This window comes from Streptomyces sp. Act143, assembly GCF_003143935.1.
Lineage (GTDB): Bacteria > Actinomycetota > Actinomycetes > Streptomycetales > Streptomycetaceae > Streptomyces.
In genome coordinates, this window is record NZ_QFRX01000001.1 from 5,037,392 (window position 1) to 5,055,316 (window position 17,925).

Consider the following 17,925-nt stretch of genomic DNA (forward strand, 5'->3'; position numbering starts at 1 on the left):
CGCACAACCATCGTCCGCCACCGTGTGTCGTGCATAGCGGCGGACTGTGGGCACAATTGGGTTCGGCGTCGGACGGCGCGCACGGATGTCGGTCGGCGCGCAACGGATGGGGAGGCAGGAACGACGGTGGCGGAACGGAGCACGGCTGCCGTCGACGTGGCAGACAACAGCGGTGACGAGCCGCTGACCGCACAGGCGGACCAGTCCACGGCCGACGGGGTGGCCACTAACCGGGAGCGGGACACGGACATCGACGAGGCACAGGGGAGTGGCGGGACCGAGGGTCCCGGGAAGGCCTCACCGCCCGAGCTGCACAGCGGACACAAGCTCGCCAGACGCTACCGGCTCGAGGAGTGCGTCACCCGGCTGGACGGGTTCAGCAGCTGGCGTGCGGTCGATGAGAAGCTCCGCCGCGCCGTCGGTGTGCACATCCTGCCCGCGGATCACTCGCGGGCCCGCTCCGTGCTGGCCGCGGCCCGTTCCTCCGCACTGCTCGGTGACCCGCGCTTCGTCCAGGTCCTGGACGCCGTCGAGGAGAACGACCTCGTCTACGTCGTCCATGAGTGGCTGCCCGACGCCACGGAACTGACCGCGCTCCTGGCCTCCGGGCCGCTGGAGCCGCACGACGCCTACCAGATGGCCAGTCAGATCGCCTCCGCCATGGCCGCCGCCCACCGCGAGGGCCTCGCCCACCTGCGCCTCAACCCAAACGCGGTCCTGCGGACCTCCACCGGCCAGTGGCGTATCCGCGGCCTCGCCGTGAACGCCGCGCTGCGCGGCATCACGTCCGAGACCCCGCAGCGCACGGACACCGAGGCCATCGGCGCCCTGCTGTACGCGGGGCTGACCCAGCGCTGGCCGTACGAGAACGACGCCTACGGTCTGTCCGGGCTGCCCAAGGACATCGGGCTGATCCCGCCCGACCAGGTACGCGCGGGTGTCCACCGGGGACTGTCCGAGCTGTCGATGCGCGCGCTCGCCAACGACGGCGCGACCGCCTCCCGTCACGAGTCCGCGTGCACCACGCCGGAGGAGCTGGTGAAGGCGATCGGCGAGATGCCCCGCATCCGCCCGCCGGAGCCGGCGTTCACCGCGCCGCCCGAGTACCAGCGCACGACGTACCAGCAGGGCACCTACGGCCGCACGGCACCCCACCCGGGCGCCACCCAGCCCCTGCCGCCCCCTCCGCCGCCGTTGCAGAGCCGCACCGGCAAGGCCCTCAAGTGGGCCGTGTCGGCGTTGCTCATCGCCGCGCTGGGTCTCGGCAGTTGGCAGCTCGCCGATGCCCTCATGGACCAGAGCAACAAGTCCGACGACACCAACCAGACCCAGACGACGGACGACAACGACAAGAACGGCGACAAGACCAAGCCGGTCAAGACGCTCAGCATCGCGGGCGCCCAGGAGTACGTCGCGAGCGGTGACGCTCAGGCTCCGGAGGACGTGAAACTGACGTACGACGGCGACAGCTCCACGTACTGGCGCACCAAGCGCTACAACGAAGGCCCAACGCTCGCCCCGTACAAGCCGGGTGTGGGCATCGTTTACGACCTCGGTTCCTCGCAGGAGATCTCGACGGCGTCGATAGGGCTTCGGTATCCGGGTGACCACACGACCGTGAAGGTCTACGCCACCGACTCTCTGTCTCCCTCCACCGGGATCGACGGAATGAAGGAGATCGGAACCGCCACGACGAGCGGCAACTCTCTTACGGTGAAGGCGTCGAAGTCGGTCAAGACGCAGTACGTCCTGTTGTGGATCACTGCCGTGCCGAACGCACCTTCCGACGGCTACAGCAGCGCTGGCTACAAGCAGGCGGTCACCGACGTGACGTTCAAGGGCTGAGCGCACCGCATCCCAGGGGAGGGGGTCCGATGGCAGATGGCACCGCATACGGCGACGCAAGCGATCAGGACCTCCTCGCCCGCCACGTGGACGGCGATCCCGACGCGTTCGGTGAGCTCGTAAGGCGTCATCGCGACCGGCTCTGGGCCGTGGCGCTCCGTACGCTCGGAGACCGTGAGGAAGCCGCTGACGCCGTCCAGGACGCCTTGGTCTCCGCCTATCGCGCCGCGCACACCTTCCGCGGCCAGTCCGCCGTCACGACCTGGCTGCACCGCATCACGGTGAACGCCTGCCTCGACCGCGCCCGCAAGGCCGCCTCCCGCAAGACGTCTCCGGTCGATGACACCGAGCGCCTGGAGCAGCTCCTGGAGCCGCACGAGTCGGCCTCGGCGCCGGCGGAACGCAACGATCTGCATCGCCAGCTCCTGGAAGCCCTCGGCACGCTGCCGCCCGATCAGCGGGCCGCTCTGGTCCTGGTGGACATGCAGGGATATCCGGTCGCCGAAGCCGCCCGCATGCTCGACGTGCCGACCGGCACGGTGAAGAGCCGCTGCGCCCGCGGCCGGGCCAGACTCCTTCCTCTCCTCACCCATCTGCGGCCGGAAAAGACCGGTGACAGCAGAGAACCGAGCGGTGGACGGAACCGGGTGCACGGGACATCCGTCCCACCGGCAGCGGGATCCCCTGACCCGGGTCCCCACAAGGCAGATCCAGGCGATTCAGCTGCTGTGAAGGGCGGAGGTGGGCGAGCGTGACATCCACGACAGACACGACCGGGCACCCGGACGTCGCGGAGATCTCCGACCTCACCGAAGGTCTGCTCACACCCTCCCGCAGCGCGGACGTACGACGGCACCTGGACGCCTGCGAGCTCTGTGCGGACGTCCACGCCTCGCTGGAGGAGATCCGAGGGCTGCTCGGTTCGCTGCCGGGACCGCCGCGTATGCCCGACGATGTGGCAGGCCGTATCGATGCCGCTCTCGCCGCGGAAGCTCTGCTCAACGCCACCACCTCTGAGCCCGTCGACCCCGTCGATGCTCCCGCACTCGCCGAAGCGCATGTTTCACGTGAAACATCGCGGTCGGCAGACCGTCCCGCCGGCCACGCCCGCTCCTCCAGTACGGGCCCGGGCCGCAAGCCTCGCTCCCGCGGCGCACGCCGCAGGATCGCCGTCCTGGGGACCGTCTTCACAGTCGCCGCGCTCGGACTCGGCTCAGTGCTGCTGTCGTCCTTCAACGACGGCAAGCCGTCCGACCCGGCCACGCAGGCCGACGCCTTCTCCGGCAAGAAGGTCGAGACCCAGGTCTCCGAGCTCTTGGCGCAGGGGTCCGGTGAGGGGTCCCGCGCTCCTCGCAGCCTCGGCGCCAACACCGTCCCCGAGAACCACATCAAGAATCAGCCCGTGCCGCAGGTGCCCTCTTGTGTTCTGCAGGGCATCGGCCGGAACGACGAGGCACTGGCCGCCAAGAAGGGCACTTACGACGGCGACACCGCCTACCTCGTGTTGATGCTCAACGCGAAGGACAGCAGCCGTGTCGACGCCTACGTGGTCGACGCCGCCTGTGAGAAGGACCCGTCCTCCTCCGCGAAGGTTCTGCTGACGCACTCCTACGCGCGGTCCGCGCGCTGACGCTTCGTCTCTCTGCCGCGTGGTATCTCGTACGGTGGCGGCTCTCCGTGTGCCCGGACACACCGGGAATGCGCGACCCGTAGGATCCGTTGGGTGGGGTGAGAGTTCTGAGAGGGGCTCCCACCGGTCGTACTGACGCAGTCCAGAGACGAGGAATCAAGCCGTGAGCGACGTCCGTAACGTGATCATCATCGGCTCCGGGCCCGCCGGCTACACGGCGGCGCTCTACACCGCGCGCGCGTCGCTGAAGCCGCTGGTGTTCGAGGGCGCCGTCACCGCGGGCGGCGCGCTGATGAACACCACCGAGGTGGAGAACTTCCCCGGCTTCCAGGACGGCATCATGGGCCCCGAGCTCATGGACAACATGCGCGCCCAGGCCGAGCGCTTCGGCGCCGAGCTCGTCCCGGACGACATCGTCAGCGTCGACCTCACCGGCGAGATCAAGACCGTCACGGACACAGCCGGCACGGTCCACAAGGCGAAGGCCGTCATCGTCGCCACGGGCTCGCAGCACCGCAAGCTCGGTCTGCCGAACGAGGACGCGCTCTCCGGCCGCGGTGTCTCGTGGTGCGCCACCTGCGACGGCTTCTTCTTCAAGGACCAGGACATCGCCGTGATCGGTGGCGGCGACACCGCGATGGAGGAGGCCACCTTCCTCTCGCGCTTCGCCAAGTCCGTGACGATCGTCCACCGCCGTGACACCCTGCGCGCCTCCAAGGCGATGCAGGAGCGTGCCTTCGCCGACCCGAAGATCAAGTTCGTGTGGGACAGCGAGGTCGCCGAGATCCAGGGTGACCCGAAGCTGGCCGGCCTGAAGCTGCGCAACCTCAAGACCGGCGAGCTGTCGGACCTGGCAGTGACCGGCCTGTTCATCGCGATCGGCCACGACCCTCGCACCGAGCTCTTCAAGGGCCAGCTCGACCTCGACGAGGAGGGCTACCTGAAGGTCGCCGCGCCCTCCACGCGGACGAACGTGACCGGTGTCTTCGCTGCCGGCGACGTGGTCGACCACACCTACCGTCAGGCGATCACCGCGGCCGGCACCGGCTGTTCCTCCGCGCTCGACGCCGAGCGTTACCTCGCCGCTCTGGCGGACGAGGAGCAGGCCGAGCCCGAGAAGACCTCTGTCTGATCCCCCTCCCACCCACCACCCCACGCACAAGAGTTAAGGAGCCCGCCGTGGCCGGCACCCTGAAGAACGTGACCGACGACTCCTTCGAGCAGGACGTCCTCAAGAGCGACAAGCCCGTCCTGGTGGACTTCTGGGCTGCCTGGTGCGGCCCGTGCCGCCAGATCGCTCCGTCCCTCGAGGCGATCGCCGCCGAGTACGGTGACAAGATCGAGGTCGTGAAGCTCAACATCGACGAGAACCCGGGTACGGCCGCCAAGTACGGCGTCATGTCCATCCCGACCCTGAACGTCTACCAGGGTGGCGAGGTCGCCAAGACCATCGTCGGTGCGAAGCCGAAGGCCGCGATCGTGCGTGACCTTGAGGACTTCATCGCCGAGTGACGCACTGAGCCATCGAGTCGATGGCACATGTTTCACGTGAAACACGACTGGGCCGGCCCGAGAGGGCCGGCCCTTCGTCGTGTCATAGCGGGCGCAGGGCGGGTTCCTTCTGCACCGCTCCCAGCAACCGATCCAGCGCCATCTCCACGTCTTCCTTCCAGGAGAGCGTCGTCCGTAGCTCCAGCCTCAGGCGTGGGTGCAGGGGGTGCGGGCGCACCGTCTTGAAGCCCACCGCCAGGAGATGATCGGCAGGCAGCACACAGGCAGGTTCCTTCCAGCGGGCGTCCCCGAAGGCCTCGATGGCCTTGAAGCCCCGCCGCAGCAGATCCTTGGCCACCGTCTGGACCATCACCCGGCCCAGCCCCTGCCCCTGGTACCCCGGCATGATGAACGCCGTCATCAGCTGCACCGCGTCGGAAGAGACAGGGCTCGTGGGAAACGCCGTCGAGCGCGGGACGTACGCCGGAGGGGCGTACAGCACGAAGCCCACCGGGACGTCATCGACGTAGACGACGCGCCCGCATGAACCCCAGTCCAGCAGGACGGCGGAAATCCAGGCCTCCTTCTCCAGGGCCGCTGTGCCGCCTCTTACCGCGGCTTCGCCGCTGACTGGGTCCAGCTCCCAGAAGACGCACGAGCGGCAGCGCTGGGGAATGTCCTGAAGGTTGTCCAGCGTGAGCGGTACGAGCCGACGCCCCATGAAGGCTGTTCCTCGCTTCCCTCGCCCGCGGCAACGCGGGCGGCTGTCAGGGCGCTCCGTTCGCGGAGCAGGCTGCCGACGAAGCCGCCGACCGCGCCCAGTCCCAGACCTGCGCTCACCAGTCCGCTGCGGCTCACCGTTCGCATGACACCTTCCTCCCCTGAAGGGTGCTGCTGGGTGGATGCGCCGTACCCGATCGCATCGTATCCACGATGTGATGGCATCGACACCGCATGAAAGCAAAGAGCGGGCTGTGTCCGGTCCCTGCCGGATGCAGCCCGCTCCGCCGCTGGACACGGCGCCTGTCGTGATCGACCGATGCTTTCGCTCAGCCGACGGCAGGATCAGTCCTCCGAGTCCTCGGAGTCTCCGTCCAGAAGGCTCTTCTGAAGGACCGGACCCTCGCCCGGGGCGAGGGTGCCGAGGATCCGCTCAAGGTCCTCCATCGAGGCGAACTCGACCGTGATCTTGCCCTTCTTCTGGCCCAGGTCGACCTTCACCCGCGTCTCGAAGCGATCCGAGAGGCGACCCGCCAGGTCGCTGAGCGCCGGGGAGACCCGGGTTCCGGCCCGCGGGCCCTTGGCGCGCTGAGCTGTCTGCGGACGCGACCCCATGAGGGTCACGATCTCCTCGACGGCACGCACCGAGAGCCCCTCGGCCACGATCCGGTGAGCAAGCCTGTCCTGCTCCTCCGAGTCCTCGACCGAGAGCAGCGCCCGGGCGTGCCCGGCGGAGAGCACCCCGGCGGCCACCCGGCGCTGGACGGCCGGAGAGAGCTTCAGCAGACGCAGGGTGTTGGAGACCTGCGGGCGGGATCGGCCGATGCGGTCCGCCAGCTGGTCGTGCGTGCAGTTGAAGTCCTTCAGCAGCTGGTCGTAGGCGGCGGCCTCTTCCAGCGGGTTCAGCTGAGCCCGGTGCAGGTTCTCCAGGAGGGCGTCCAGGAGAAGCTTGTCGTCGTCCGTGGCCCGCACAATCGCCGGGATGGCCTCCAGACCCGCCTCACGGCTGGCTCGCCAGCGCCGCTCGCCCATGATGAGCTCGTAGCGCCCGGAGCCGACCTGGCGTACGACGACCGGCTGGAGGAGGCCGACCTCCTTGATGGAGGTGACCAGTTCCTGCAGAGCATCCTCGTCGAAGACCTCGCGCGGCTGACGCGGGTTCGGCGTGATGGAGTCGAGGGGGAGCTCGGCGAAGTGGGCACCGACCGGAGACGGCAGCGTCTCCACGGCACCGTTCAGCGACGGCTCCGTCGTTTCATGTGAAACAGGCGGCAGCGTGGCCACCTTCGCCGCGGCCACCCCACGGTCGGTCGTCAGCACCGGTACAGCTGTCGGGGACGCGGAACCCGGGCCGCCCAGCGCGGCCGGAGCCGGCGTCTTCTCCGTCGGGGCAGCGGGGATCAGTGCGCCGAGACCACGGCCCAAACCCCTCCGTCGCTCGCTCACTGAATGCCCTCCACCATGCTCGGGTTGCTCTGGGCGCCGATGTGGGCCTGCGTCGGGTCATAGCTGACGCCCACGCCCCTCAGCGCGATTTCACGTGCCGCCTCAAGATAGGAGAGGGCACCACTCGATCCTGGATCGTAAGTCAGTACCGTCTGCCCATAGCTCGGCGCCTCAGAAATGCGGACCGAGCGGGGAATGCTCGTCCGCAGCACCTCGTCGCCGAAGTGCGTGCGCACCTCTTCCGCGACCTGGGACGCAAGACGCGTCCGGCCGTCGTACATGGTGAGCAGAATCGTCGAGACGTGCAGGGCGGGGTTGAGGTGCCCCCGCACCAGGTCGACGTTGCGCAGCAGCTGCCCCAGCCCCTCCAGTGCGTAGTACTCGCACTGGATCGGAATGAGGACCTCGGCACCGGCCACCAAGGCGTTGACCGTCAGCAGGCCGAGCGAGGGCGGGCAGTCGATGAGGATGTAGTCCAGCGGGTGCTCGTAGGCCTGGATCGCGCGCTGGAGACGACTCTCGCGCGCCACCAGCGACACCAACTCGATCTCCGCACCGGCGAGATCGATGGTGGCGGGCGCGCAGAAAAGCCCCTCGACATCCGGGACCGGCTGGACAACCTCGGCCAGCGGCTTGCTGTCGATCAACACGTCGTAGATGGACGGCACTTCGGCATGGTGGTCGATCCCCAGGGCCGTGGACGCGTTGCCCTGCGGATCCAGGTCGATCACAAGGACCCGGCCGCCGTGCACAGCCAGCGAAGCAGCGAGGTTGACCGTTGTCGTCGTCTTGCCCACGCCACCCTTCTGGTTGGCGACAACGATGACACGGGTCTGCTCCGGCCGCGGCAGGCCCTCGCCGGCGCGCCCCAGAGCCTCTACCGCCAGCTGGGCAGCACGACCGATGGGAGTGTCGTCCATCGGGGGCGGTGTTTCACGTGAAACATCGTCCCCGATCGACTCGGTACGGGGACCGGGGACCGGATCGGTCATCGGTCCCGCGATGTTGGCGTCGGACCGCAAGGATTCACTCTCCTCGACTTCAGGCTCGCAATGAACAGAGCCTCCCATGTCTTCGGGGTGGTGAACCAGTGAGGCCTGGTGTTCTGTGGAGAAATCCACCTCTGTGGACAACTCCGTGCCCCCCTGGGGGGACGGAGCGTCACCAGAAGCCTTGTCTCCGGGGGATTCGAGGGACCCAAGGGGCTTACGGTCGCGCGGTTCGGCCGCAGCGCGGCCCCGGCTGATGATGCCGTGCAGCAGTGAGCGACGTTTCACGTGAAACACCATGACAACAATTCGTCCGTTTTGTAGGCGACACTCCGCTTGGTCGCGTTCCGCCTTTCACTTAAGGCACAGACGGATCGTCATCTCACCCACATGCCCCAAAAGTTGCTCCTGTTAAGATCAACATCAAACGGGGGCGGGGGAACTTTCCATGACCACACCTTCCGCCATCCTGCCGTGCCCGCTTGCGGGCTGACCAAACGGACAAGAGGAGGAAGTACTCAGTGACTTCGGAGAACATCGGTCGCGTCGTCGCGATCGCCCTGGGCGTCAGCGTGTTCGCCACGGCCACGCCTGCCTTCGCCGACCAGGACATCAAGGTGATCTGGGGCCACGGCTACCGCACCAACGGTGACCACGGGGTTGCTGCGGTGAAGGATCTCGCCGATGACGACAACGAGGTCTACGTCCAGTACACCCGCGCGGGCCACGGCGACCGGATCTTCACGCTGTGGAACAAGAAGGGCAAGGGGACGACGACGTACAGCGGCGACGGTGGCACCGTGACGATCAAGAAGGTGTGCCGGTCCATCTCGGCTCGCCCGGACGTCTGCTTCACCGAGACGCCGTAAGCGTCATCCGATAGACAGCAGAGGCGCCCTTCCCATCGCGGGGAGGGCGCCTCTTTCTGCTCAGTCAGCGGCTGGGTCAACGACGGCGACGGGTGCGGCTGGTCCTGGCCGCCTTCGCCCGCTTGGCTGCAAAGCGCACACCGCCCGGGCTCTCCCCGACCTCGACCCGCACGACGGTGGACAACGGCTCCACCACACCCTCCCCGACGTGCAGGACGGAGGTCTCGACGGCACCGAGCTTGCTGAGCGCCGTGGCCGCCGCCTTCAGCTCCTCCTCGGCGGTGTCGCCCTTGAGGGCGAGCATCTCGCCGTACGGGCGCAGCAGCGGGATGCCCCAGGTGGCCAGTCGGTCCAGCGGGGCCACGGCCCGTGCCGTCACCACGTGCACCGGCGGCAGCTTGCCCATGACCTCCTCGGCACGGCCCCGCATGACGGTCACATGGTCCAGGCCGAGCAGTTCCACGACCTCGGTGAGGAAGGTCGTACGCCGCAGCAGGGGCTCCAGGAGCGTGATCTTCAGGTCGGGCCGGACGAGCGCCAGGGGGATGCCCGGGAGGCCGGCGCCGGAGCCGACGTCGCACACGGTCACGCCCTCGGGGACGACCTCCGAGAGCACCGCGCAGTTCAACAGGTGCCGCTCCCACAGCCGGGGCACCTCGCGCGGGCCGATGAGACCGCGCTGCACACCCGCCTCGGCGAGCAGCTCGGCGTACCGGACCGCATCCGCGTAGCGATCACCAAACACCGAGCGCGCCTGCTCGGGCGCGGGGGGAAGCTCCGCTGCCTCCGTCACGGGGACCGTCCTTCCGTACGGCGATGGGCGCACCCGGCGCCGATCACCACAACCACCAGAACTATCAGGCTGACAAAGTTCGGCCCCGTCTGCCGGGCAGACGGGGCCGGAGGAACGTACGGACCGGTCAGGCGGGCAGCACGACGACGAAGCGCTGCGGCTCCTCGCCCTCGGACTCGCTGCGCAGACCGGCGGCCTTCACGGCGTCGTGGACGACCTTGCGCTCGAACGGCGTCATCGGATTGAGCTTCACGGGCTCGCCGCTGCTCTTGACCTCGGCGGCGGCCTTGGCGCCCAGCTCCGAGAGCTCGGCACGCTTCTTGGCCCGGTAGCCCGCGATGTCCAGCATCAGACGGCTGCGGTCACCGGTCTCCCGGTGCACGGCCAGGCGCGTGAGCTCCTGAAGGGCCTCGAGCACCTCGCCGTCCCGGCCGACCAGCTTCTGCAGGTCGCGGCTGCCGGCGTCGCTGATGATCGAGACAGCGGCGCGGTCGGCCTCGACGTCCATGTCGATGTCGCCGTCGAGATCGGCGATGTCCAGCAGACCCTCGAGGTAGTCCGCCGCGATCTCGCCCTCCTGCTCCAGGCGGGTCAGGGTGTCTGCACCCTCGGCAGCGGCGGAGGTGGTGCCTTCCGTCACGGGTTGGACTCCTTCTTACTTCTTGGACGGGGACTTGGGCCGCTGCGGGCCCTTGCGCTGTCCGGACTGGGCCTTGCTGCGGGTACCGGCGCCCGGCTGCTGCTTCTGAGCGGCCTTCTTGGCGGGGGTGGCGGGCTTGGCGTCTTCGGGCTCGTCGTCGGACTTGCTGAGCGAGGTGGGCTCACCGGCCGGCTTCGCCGCACCGGCGGTGCCGGCGGCGCCACCCGACTGCCGCTGGGACTTGCTCTGCCGCTTGGGCTGCTGACGCTTCGGCGTACCGGTGCCACCGGCCGTCGGCGTACCGTCCTCGGCCTGGGCGGCGGCCTGGCTCTCGCTCTTGATCACGGCGCCGTCGGCCTGTGCGGCGAGACCCGCCTTGCTCAGGGCGTTGATGAACTTGCGCTCGAACTCGTTGCGGTCACGGCCCTTGGCGACGATCGCCTTGACGATGGTCTTCTCGCTGCGGCGGCGGACCTTGCCGTGGTGCGTGACGTGCTTGGTCAGACGCTCCAGGTAGGCGGCCTGAGCCTTGGAACCCGGGGTCGGGTTGTTGTGGATGACGTACATCTGCTGGCCCATGGTCCACACGTTGGTGGTCAGCCAGTAGACGAGGACACCGACGGGGAAGTTGATGCCGAAGACGGCGAACATCACCGGGAAGACGTACATCAGCATCTTCTGCTGCTGCATGAACGGCGTCTTCACCGTGGTGTCGACGTTCTTCGTCATCAGCTGGCGCTGCGTGAAGAACTGCGAGGCCGACATCATGACGATCATGACCGCGGTGACGATGCGGACCGTGGTCAGCGAGGCGTCGAGGGCCGAGACGTCGGCGGCGCTGTCGGTGAACTTCGCCGCCAGCGGGGCACCGAAGATGTGCGCCTTCTGGGCGCTCGCCAGCAGGCTCTCGTTGATGACACCGATGGTGTCGTTGTTCGCGATGCCGTTGAGGACGTGGTACAGGGCGAAGAAGAACGGCGACTGCGCCAGGATGGGAAGGCACGAGGAGAGCGGGTTGGTACCCGTCTCCTTGTACAGCTTCATCATCTCTTCGGACTGACGCTGTTTGTCGTTCTTGTAGCGCTCCTGGATCTTCTTCATCTCAGGCTGGAGCGTCTGCATGGCCCGCGTCGACTTGATCTGCTTCACGAAGAGCGGGATCAGGCAGATACGGATCAGGATCACCAGGGACACGATCGACAGGCCCCAGGCCCAGCCGGTGTCAGGGCCGAAGATGGCGCCGTACACCTTGTGGAACTGGACGATGACCCAGGAGACGGGTGTCGTGATGAAGCTGAACAGGCTGGCAATCGTGTCCACTAATCATGCTCCTTGGGCATGGGACGGAGTCTCTGCGGCCGGGCTCGAAGGAGGATTCTCTCCGGTGGTCGAAGAGCGATTCTCCTCGGTGGCCGTTTCGGCGGCGGAGTGCCCGCCCCTGCGTGTACGCCAGGCGTCACGCAGCATTTCGTGCCACCGCGGACGCTTGCGCGGCGGGACATGGTCCACGCCTCCCAGCGACCACGGATTGCAGCGCAGGATGCGCCAGGCGGTGAGGGCCGTGCCCTTGATCGCACCGTGCCGGTCGATGGCCGTGTAGCCGTAGTGGGAGCACGACGGGTAGTACTTGCACACGGGCCCCAGCAGTGGACTGATCGTCCACTGGTACAGCTTGATCAGAGCCAGCAGTGGGTACTTCATCGCGCGCCCCCTCCCAGCAGCCGCTCGATGGCGGCATCCAGGTCTCGGGCCAGCTGTGCATGGTCGGCGTCGCCCGCACCGGGCAGCGCTCGTACGACTACCAGGCTACCGGGGGGCAGCAGGTCGACCCGGTCGCGCATCAGATGGCGAAGCCTGCGCTTCACCTTGTTGCGCACCACGGCACCGCCCACTGCCTTGCTCACGACGAAACCCGCACGCGTCGGGGGAGCGCTCTCCCCAGGCGCGTGCGGGTCCGTTGAACCGCTACGAAGATGGACTACGAGGGACGGGCGTCCGGCCCGGCGCCCTCGTCGTACCGCGGTCGCGAAGTCCTCGCGCCGCCTCAGCCGGTTCTCGGTGGGCAGCACGACGGCATGACCTGACCGGAATCAGGCGGACAGGCTGGCGCGACCCTTGGCACGACGGTTCGCGAGAATCGCGCGACCGGCACGGGTGCGCATCCGCAGGCGGAAGCCGTGGGTCTTGGCGCGACGACGGTTGTTCGGCTGGAAGGTGCGCTTGCTCACTCGGGGGCTCCAGAAATCAATCGGTGGTGGCGGGTGCCGTCCTGGCTGTCACCGTGCGCCCACGAGTAGCTCTCGCTTACGCCCGAGTGCACCGCTTCCCGATCACCTGACGCGATCTGTGCCCATCGGAGGCAGGCGGCAGCAGCCATCGACAACTCGACCTGGTTACGGTACGCGCGGCTACGCCATCCGGTCAAACCAGCGCCCTCCGGGAGACACTATCCACAGCCTGGGGACAACAACTTGAACCGCACCCGTCGCCCTGACTACCGTGGCTGAACTCCGATTCGTTCCTTTGTCCCCCGCGCCCCGCGGTGTAGATCCCGACCCGTCCCACCATCACACGTTCGTGGGACCTGTGAGAGAGCGTGCCCTGTGGCTGACGTACCTGCCGATCTTGCCGCAGTGTGGCCACGAGTACTGGAGCAGCTCCTCGGCGAGGGCCGCGGACAAGGCGTGGAGGTCAAGGACGAGCACTGGATCCGCCGCTGCCAGCCACTGGCACTCGTCGCGGACACCGCCCTGCTCGCCGTGCCGAACGAGTTTGCGAAGGGCGTCCTCGAAGGCCGCCTCGCTCCCATCGTCAGCGACACCCTGAGCCGCGAGTGCGGCCGCCCGATCCGCATCGCGATCACCGTCGACGACTCCGCCGGCGAGCCCCCGGCCCCGCCGGCGCCCCAGCCCGCCCGCCCCCAGCCGCGCTACGAGGAGCCCGAGCTCCCCGCCGGCCAGTACGAGGGGCCGTACGACGGCCAGGGCACCCAGAGCAGCTCGTACGACAACCAGTACGACAACCAGTACGAGGGCTACGGCCGCCACCGCGCGGACGACCGGCACCGCACAGACGACCGGCACCGCGCGGACGACCGGCATCGGGCCGACGACCGCCAGCCGGGTCGCGCCGACCAGCTCCCGGGCGGCCCCGGTGACCAGCTGCCCAGCGCCCGCCCCGCCTACCCCGGCGAGTACCAGCGCCCCGAACCCGGCGCCTGGCCCCGCCCCCAGCAGGACGAGTACAGCTGGCAGCAGCCGCGCCTCGGCTTCCCGGAACGCGACCCGTACGCGACCCCGCCCGCGCAGGAGTCGTACGGCCAGGAGCCCTACTCCAAGGATTCCTACGCCTCCCCCTCCCAGGACTACCGTCCGCAGCCGATGGACCGCCCGTCCTACGACGGCCAGCGCCCCGACTACGACCAGCAGGGCCCCCGGCGGGACGACTACGACCAGCCCGGCCCCCGCCGCGACCTGCCCGAGTCGCCCTCCGTCGGCGGGCCCGCGCATCGCGGCGGACCCGGTGGTCCCGGCGGCTCGGCGCTGCCCTCGGCCGGTGGCGCCCCCGGTCCGCTGGCCGCGCAGCCCGCGCCCGCGACCGGCCCCGGCGAGCCCACCGCACGGCTGAACCCGAAGTACCTCTTCGACACCTTCGTCATCGGCGCCTCCAACCGCTTCGCCCACGCGGCCGCGGTGGCCGTCGCCGAGGCGCCCGCGAAGGCGTACAACCCCCTCTTCATCTACGGGGAGTCGGGGCTCGGCAAGACGCACCTGCTGCACGCGATCGGGCACTACGCGCGGAGCCTGTATCCCGGCACGCGCGTGCGTTACGTGAGCTCGGAGGAGTTCACCAACGAGTTCATCAACTCCATCCGCGACGGCAAGGGCGACAGCTTCCGCAAGCGCTACCGCGAGATGGACATCCTGCTCGTCGACGACATCCAGTTCCTCGCGGACAAGGAGTCGACGCAGGAGGAGTTCTTCCACACGTTCAACACGCTCCACAACGCCAACAAGCAGATCGTGCTCTCCAGCGACCGGCCGCCCAAGCAGCTGGTCACGCTGGAGGACCGGCTGCGGAACCGTTTCGAGTGGGGTCTGATCACCGACGTCCAGCCGCCCGAGCTGGAGACCCGGATCGCGATCCTGCGCAAGAAGGCGGTCCAGGAACAGCTCAACGCCCCGCCGGAGGTCCTGGAGTTCATCGCCTCCCGCATCTCGCGGAACATCCGCGAGCTGGAGGGCGCGCTGATCCGGGTGACGGCGTTCGCGTCTCTCAACCGGCAGCCGGTGGACCTCGGCCTGACGGAGATCGTCCTTAAGGACCTGATCCCCGGCGGCGAGGACTCGGCCCCCGAGATCACCTCGACGGCGATCATGGGCGCGACGGCGGACTACTTCGGCCTGACCGTCGAGGACCTGTGCGGCACCTCACGCGGGCGCGCGCTGGTGACCGCCCGGCAGATCGCCATGTACCTGTGCCGCGAGCTGACGGACCTCTCCCTGCCGAAGATCGGCGCGCTCTTCGGCGGCCGCGACCACACCACGGTCATGCACGCGGACCGCAAGATCCGCAATCTGATGGCCGAGCGGCGCTCCATCTACAACCAGGTCACCGAGCTGACTAACCGCATCAAGAACGGCTGACACAGGCGTAATCACGCCGTACGCATGGCGTACTCACGGCGTCCAGGGCGCTCCGGGGACACGGTCCCGGGGGCGCCCTTCGTCATGGCGCCCGTCATGTCCTCGTAGCCGTTTGTTCGATTACCTGCCGGGTTACGGCCTCCTTCCACAGATTCGGCGACTTTCTGCCGTCCACATCCTGGGGACTGCCAAGTTGTCCAGATCGCCGTCCACAGGGCGCTTGTTGAAAGGGCATCAGGGCAGGTCAAGTGGTTGTGGATTCGTGGACGAACGATCTCCACAGACTGTGGACAAAGCGGAGATCCACAGCCTGTGCACCGAGTTGTCCACCGGCAACCCACAGGCTGAGCCGAGTTGTCCCCAGTGATCCCCAGCTTCTCCACATGCTTGTCCACTGTTCGGCAACGCGACGCGGCTGCTCACTGCGTCGAGTGAAAGGCGTCACACGAAGGTGCCGGGTTGGGGTGTGGGAAACGGGGGTAAAGCTGGGGACGCAGCTGGGGAGAACTCGGCTCAGCCTGTGCATGGGGTGTGCAGAACTTTCTGTTCTCCACAGAGACCCCGAGTTGTCCACCGCCTCCGCCCACAGGACCCGTGGACAAAATTTCCGGTCTGACCTGCGCAAACGGAGTTATCCACGGTTTCCACAGCCCCTACTACTACTCCCAACTAGAGAGAGCTGGGAATCCGTTTCGAAGGGGGTCCTGTGCACAACTCGCTGTCCGGCTCCCGACTGCCCCTCGTCACGACTTGACCCCGAGAGGCACCTACTGTCAGTGGGGTGCGTCAGACTGTTCCCCGGTGTCCTTCCCCTCACAGGGGCCGACGACACCGAGACAGACGACGAGGCCAGGCAGAGCGAAGCGCCGGCAACAGCAGGAGGCGGCAACAGTGAAGATCCGGGTGGAACGCGACGTACTCGCGGAGGCAGTGGCCTGGGCGGCACGCAGCCTCCCGGCCCGTCCGCCGGCGCCTGTCCTCGCCGGCCTCCTGCTGAAGGCCGAGGACGGCCAGCTGAGCCTGTCCAGCTTCGACTACGAGGTCTCCGCGCGGGTGAGCGTCGAGGCCGAGGTCGAGGAGGAGGGCACGGTCCTGGTGTCCGGCCGTCTCCTCGCCGACATCTGCCGCGCTCTCCCCAACCGCCCGGTGGAGATTTCCACAGACGGTGTACGGGCGACCGTGGTCTGCGGCTCCTCGCGGTTCACCCTCCACACCCTGCCGGTGGAGGAGTACCCGGCGCTGCCGCAGATGCCGACCGCGACCGGCACCGTCCCCGGTGAGGTCTTCGCCTCCGCCGCCGCCCAGGTCGCCATCGCGGCCGGCCGCGACGACACCCTGCCGGTGCTGACCGGTGTGCGGATCGAGATCGAGGGCGACACCGTCACGCTTGCCTCCACCGACCGCTACCGCTTCGCGGTCCGCGAGTTCCTGTGGAAGCCGGAGAACCCCGAGGCGTCCGCGGTGGCCCTGGTGCCCGCCAAGACGCTCCTGGACACCGCCAAGGCGCTCACGAGCGGCGACAGCGTCACCCTGGCGCTCTCCGGCTCGGGCGCGGGCGAGGGCCTGATCGGTTTCGAGGGCGCCGGTCGGCGTACGACCACACGTCTGCTGGAGGGCGACCTCCCGAAGTACCGCACGCTGTTCCCGACCGAGTTCAACTCCGTCGCCGTGATCGAGACCGCCCCCTTCGTGGAGGCCGTGAAGCGTGTGGCCCTGGTCGCCGAGCGCAACACCCCGGTGCGGCTGAGCTTCGAGCAGGGCGTGCTGATCCTGGAGGCCGGTTCCAGCGACGACGCACAGGCTGTGGAGCGCGTCGACGCCAACCTGGAGGGCGACGACATCTCGATCGCCTTCAACCCGACCTTCCTGCTGGACGGCCTGAGCGCCATCGACTCCCCGGTCGCCCAGCTGTCCTTCACCACGTCCACGAAGCCCGCGCTGCTCAGCGGCAAGCCCGCGCTGGACGCGGAGGCGGACGACGCCTACAAGTACCTGATCATGCCGGTGCGGCTCAGCGGCTGACCGGCCGAGCGGCGCGGGGTTATCCCCAGGTGGTGGACAGTGCGTTCCCGGCCTGGGGAAAACCCGCAGGTGGGGACGTACGTCTGAGCGCGTATGCCCACAGGTGTGCGTGAGCGTCCGGGTTTAGGCTCGGACGTAGGTACGAAGGTGCCACACACGCCACAGCAACCTAAGGAACAACTGATGGAGCTCGGTCTCGTCGGCCTCGGCAAGATGGGCGGCAACATGCGCGAGCGGATTCGCCGCGCAGGCCACACCGTCATCGGATACGACCGCAACCCGGACCTCGCCGACGTCCACAGCCTCGAAGAGCTTGTGGGCAAGCTCAAGGGGCCGCGCGTGGTCTGGGTGATGGTCCCGGCCGGTGCCCCGACCCAGTCGACGGTGGACGAGCTGGCTGAGCTCCTGGAGCCGGGTGACGTCGTCGTGGACGGCGGCAACTCCCGCTGGACGGACGACGAGAAGCACGCCGAGGAGCTGGCCGCCAATGGCATCGGCTTCGTCGACTGCGGTGTCTCCGGCGGCGTGTGGGGCCTGGAGAACGGCTATGCGCTGATGTACGGCGGCGACGCCGAGAACGTCGCCAAGGTGCAGCCGGTCTTCGACGCGCTCAAGCCCGAGGGCGACTTCGGCTCGGTGCACGCCGGCAAGGTCGGCGCCGGCCACTTCGCCAAGATGGTCCACAACGGCATCGAATACGCGATGATGCAGGCCTACGCCGAGGGCTGGGAGCTGCTGGAGAAGGTCGACTCCGTCACCGACGTGCGTGAGGTCTTCCGCTCCTGGCAGGAAGGCACGGTCATCCGTTCCTGGCTGCTGGACCTGGCCGTCAAC

At 68.2% G+C, this 17,925-nt stretch carries 18 protein-coding genes; 9 read left to right on the plus strand and 9 right to left on the minus strand.

The window, feature by feature from the left end:
* The first annotated feature begins 126 nt into the window (after positions 1–126).
* From DI272_RS22770 to trxA, 5 genes are all read left to right on the plus strand, one after another.
* On the plus strand, positions 127–1,845 hold the full coding sequence (locus DI272_RS22770; protein ID WP_109497141.1) for a protein kinase family protein: 1,719 nt from the start codon (positions 127–129) through the stop codon (positions 1,843–1,845).
* A 29-nt stretch (positions 1,846–1,874) separates the two neighbouring features.
* Complete coding sequence (gene sigM, locus DI272_RS22775; protein ID WP_109497142.1) at positions 1,875–2,600, plus strand: RNA polymerase sigma factor SigM; 726 nt, start codon at positions 1,875–1,877, stop codon at positions 2,598–2,600.
* Positions 2,597–3,475, plus strand: a complete 879-nt coding sequence (locus tag DI272_RS22780; protein WP_109497143.1) for an anti-sigma factor — start codon at positions 2,597–2,599, stop codon at positions 3,473–3,475. Before sigM ends, DI272_RS22780 begins: the two co-directional genes overlap by 4 nt.
* A gap of 163 nt (positions 3,476–3,638) precedes the next feature.
* Complete coding sequence (gene trxB, locus DI272_RS22785; RefSeq protein WP_109497144.1) at positions 3,639–4,607, plus strand: thioredoxin-disulfide reductase; 969 nt, start codon at positions 3,639–3,641, stop codon at positions 4,605–4,607.
* 47 nt (positions 4,608–4,654) lie between these two features.
* Positions 4,655–4,987 (plus strand): thioredoxin, encoded by a 333-nt coding sequence (trxA, locus tag DI272_RS22790; RefSeq protein ID WP_003991504.1) that lies wholly within the window; start codon positions 4,655–4,657, stop codon positions 4,985–4,987.
* An 82-nt stretch (positions 4,988–5,069) separates the two neighbouring features.
* Here the strand turns inward: trxA and DI272_RS22795 are convergent, their stop codons facing one another.
* The 3 genes from DI272_RS22795 to DI272_RS22805 all read right to left on the minus strand — a co-directional run bounded on the left by DI272_RS22795 (position 5,070) and on the right by DI272_RS22805 (position 8,202).
* Positions 5,070–5,687, minus strand: a complete 618-nt coding sequence (locus DI272_RS22795) for a GNAT family N-acetyltransferase (RefSeq protein WP_109497145.1) — start codon at positions 5,685–5,687, stop codon at positions 5,070–5,072.
* 344 nt (positions 5,688–6,031) lie between these two features.
* Complete coding sequence (locus DI272_RS22800; RefSeq protein ID WP_109497146.1) at positions 6,032–7,132, minus strand: ParB/RepB/Spo0J family partition protein; 1,101 nt, start codon at positions 7,130–7,132, stop codon at positions 6,032–6,034.
* A complete protein-coding gene (locus DI272_RS22805) occupies positions 7,129–8,202 on the minus strand; it encodes an AAA family ATPase (RefSeq protein WP_109500985.1) in 1,074 nt (357 codons plus the stop codon). Before DI272_RS22805 ends, DI272_RS22800 begins: the two co-directional genes overlap by 4 nt.
* Before the next feature lie 440 nt (positions 8,203–8,642).
* On the opposite strand from DI272_RS22805, the gene DI272_RS22810 reads away from it, so the two are divergent.
* Positions 8,643–8,990: a hypothetical protein gene (locus DI272_RS22810; protein WP_109497147.1), complete on the plus strand. Its 348-nt coding sequence runs from the start codon at positions 8,643–8,645 to the stop codon at positions 8,988–8,990.
* Between the two features lie 76 nt (positions 8,991–9,066).
* On the opposite strand, the gene rsmG is transcribed toward DI272_RS22810, so the two are convergent.
* The 6 genes from rsmG to rpmH all read right to left on the minus strand — a co-directional run bounded on the left by rsmG (position 9,067) and on the right by rpmH (position 12,651).
* Entirely contained in the window at positions 9,067–9,783 is a 717-nt protein-coding gene (gene rsmG, locus DI272_RS22815; protein ID WP_109497148.1) for a 16S rRNA (guanine(527)-N(7))-methyltransferase RsmG, read from the minus strand.
* Between the two features lie 127 nt (positions 9,784–9,910).
* A complete protein-coding gene (locus DI272_RS22820; RefSeq protein ID WP_109497149.1) occupies positions 9,911–10,423 on the minus strand; it encodes a R3H domain-containing nucleic acid-binding protein in 513 nt (170 codons plus the stop codon).
* A gap of 15 nt (positions 10,424–10,438) precedes the next feature.
* A complete protein-coding gene (gene yidC, locus DI272_RS22825) occupies positions 10,439–11,743 on the minus strand; it encodes a membrane protein insertase YidC (RefSeq protein ID WP_109497150.1) in 1,305 nt (434 codons plus the stop codon).
* 3 nt (positions 11,744–11,746) lie between these two features.
* A complete protein-coding gene (yidD, locus tag DI272_RS22830; protein ID WP_109497151.1) occupies positions 11,747–12,124 on the minus strand; it encodes a membrane protein insertion efficiency factor YidD in 378 nt (125 codons plus the stop codon).
* Positions 12,121–12,492, minus strand: a complete 372-nt coding sequence (gene rnpA, locus DI272_RS22835) for a ribonuclease P protein component (protein WP_109497152.1) — start codon at positions 12,490–12,492, stop codon at positions 12,121–12,123. Before rnpA ends, yidD begins: the two co-directional genes overlap by 4 nt.
* Before the next feature lie 21 nt (positions 12,493–12,513).
* A complete protein-coding gene (gene rpmH / locus DI272_RS22840) occupies positions 12,514–12,651 on the minus strand; it encodes a 50S ribosomal protein L34 (protein WP_015659252.1) in 138 nt (45 codons plus the stop codon).
* A 375-nt stretch (positions 12,652–13,026) separates the two neighbouring features.
* Here rpmH and dnaA point away from each other — a divergent pair, with 375 nt between their 5' ends.
* The 3 genes from dnaA to DI272_RS22860 form a co-directional block, all read left to right on the plus strand.
* Positions 13,027–15,069 (plus strand): chromosomal replication initiator protein DnaA, encoded by a 2,043-nt coding sequence (gene dnaA / locus DI272_RS22845; RefSeq protein ID WP_109497153.1) that lies wholly within the window; start codon positions 13,027–13,029, stop codon positions 15,067–15,069.
* A gap of 891 nt (positions 15,070–15,960) precedes the next feature.
* Positions 15,961–17,091: a DNA polymerase III subunit beta gene (gene dnaN, locus DI272_RS22855; protein WP_109497154.1), complete on the plus strand. Its 1,131-nt coding sequence runs from the start codon at positions 15,961–15,963 to the stop codon at positions 17,089–17,091.
* Between the two features lie 183 nt (positions 17,092–17,274).
* A partial coding sequence (locus DI272_RS22860) for an NADP-dependent phosphogluconate dehydrogenase (RefSeq protein WP_258314633.1) occupies positions 17,275–17,925 on the plus strand: 651 nt, incomplete at its 3' end.

What these genes read in the sequence shown, in the direction of transcription:
- sigM (WP_109497142.1), top strand. Translation starts at nt 1,875, where the DNA reads ATGGCAGATGGCACCGCATACGGCGACGCAAGCGATCAGGACCTCCTC.
- DI272_RS22795 (WP_109497145.1), bottom strand. Translation starts at nt 5,687, where the DNA reads ATGGGGCGTCGGCTCGTACCGCTCACGCTGGACAACCTTCAGGACATT.
- DI272_RS22805 (WP_109500985.1), bottom strand. Translation starts at nt 8,202, where the DNA reads ATGGGAGGCTCTGTTCATTGCGAGCCTGAAGTCGAGGAGAGTGAATCC.
- yidD (WP_109497151.1), bottom strand. Translation starts at nt 12,124, where the DNA reads ATGAAGTACCCACTGCTGGCTCTGATCAAGCTGTACCAGTGGACGATC.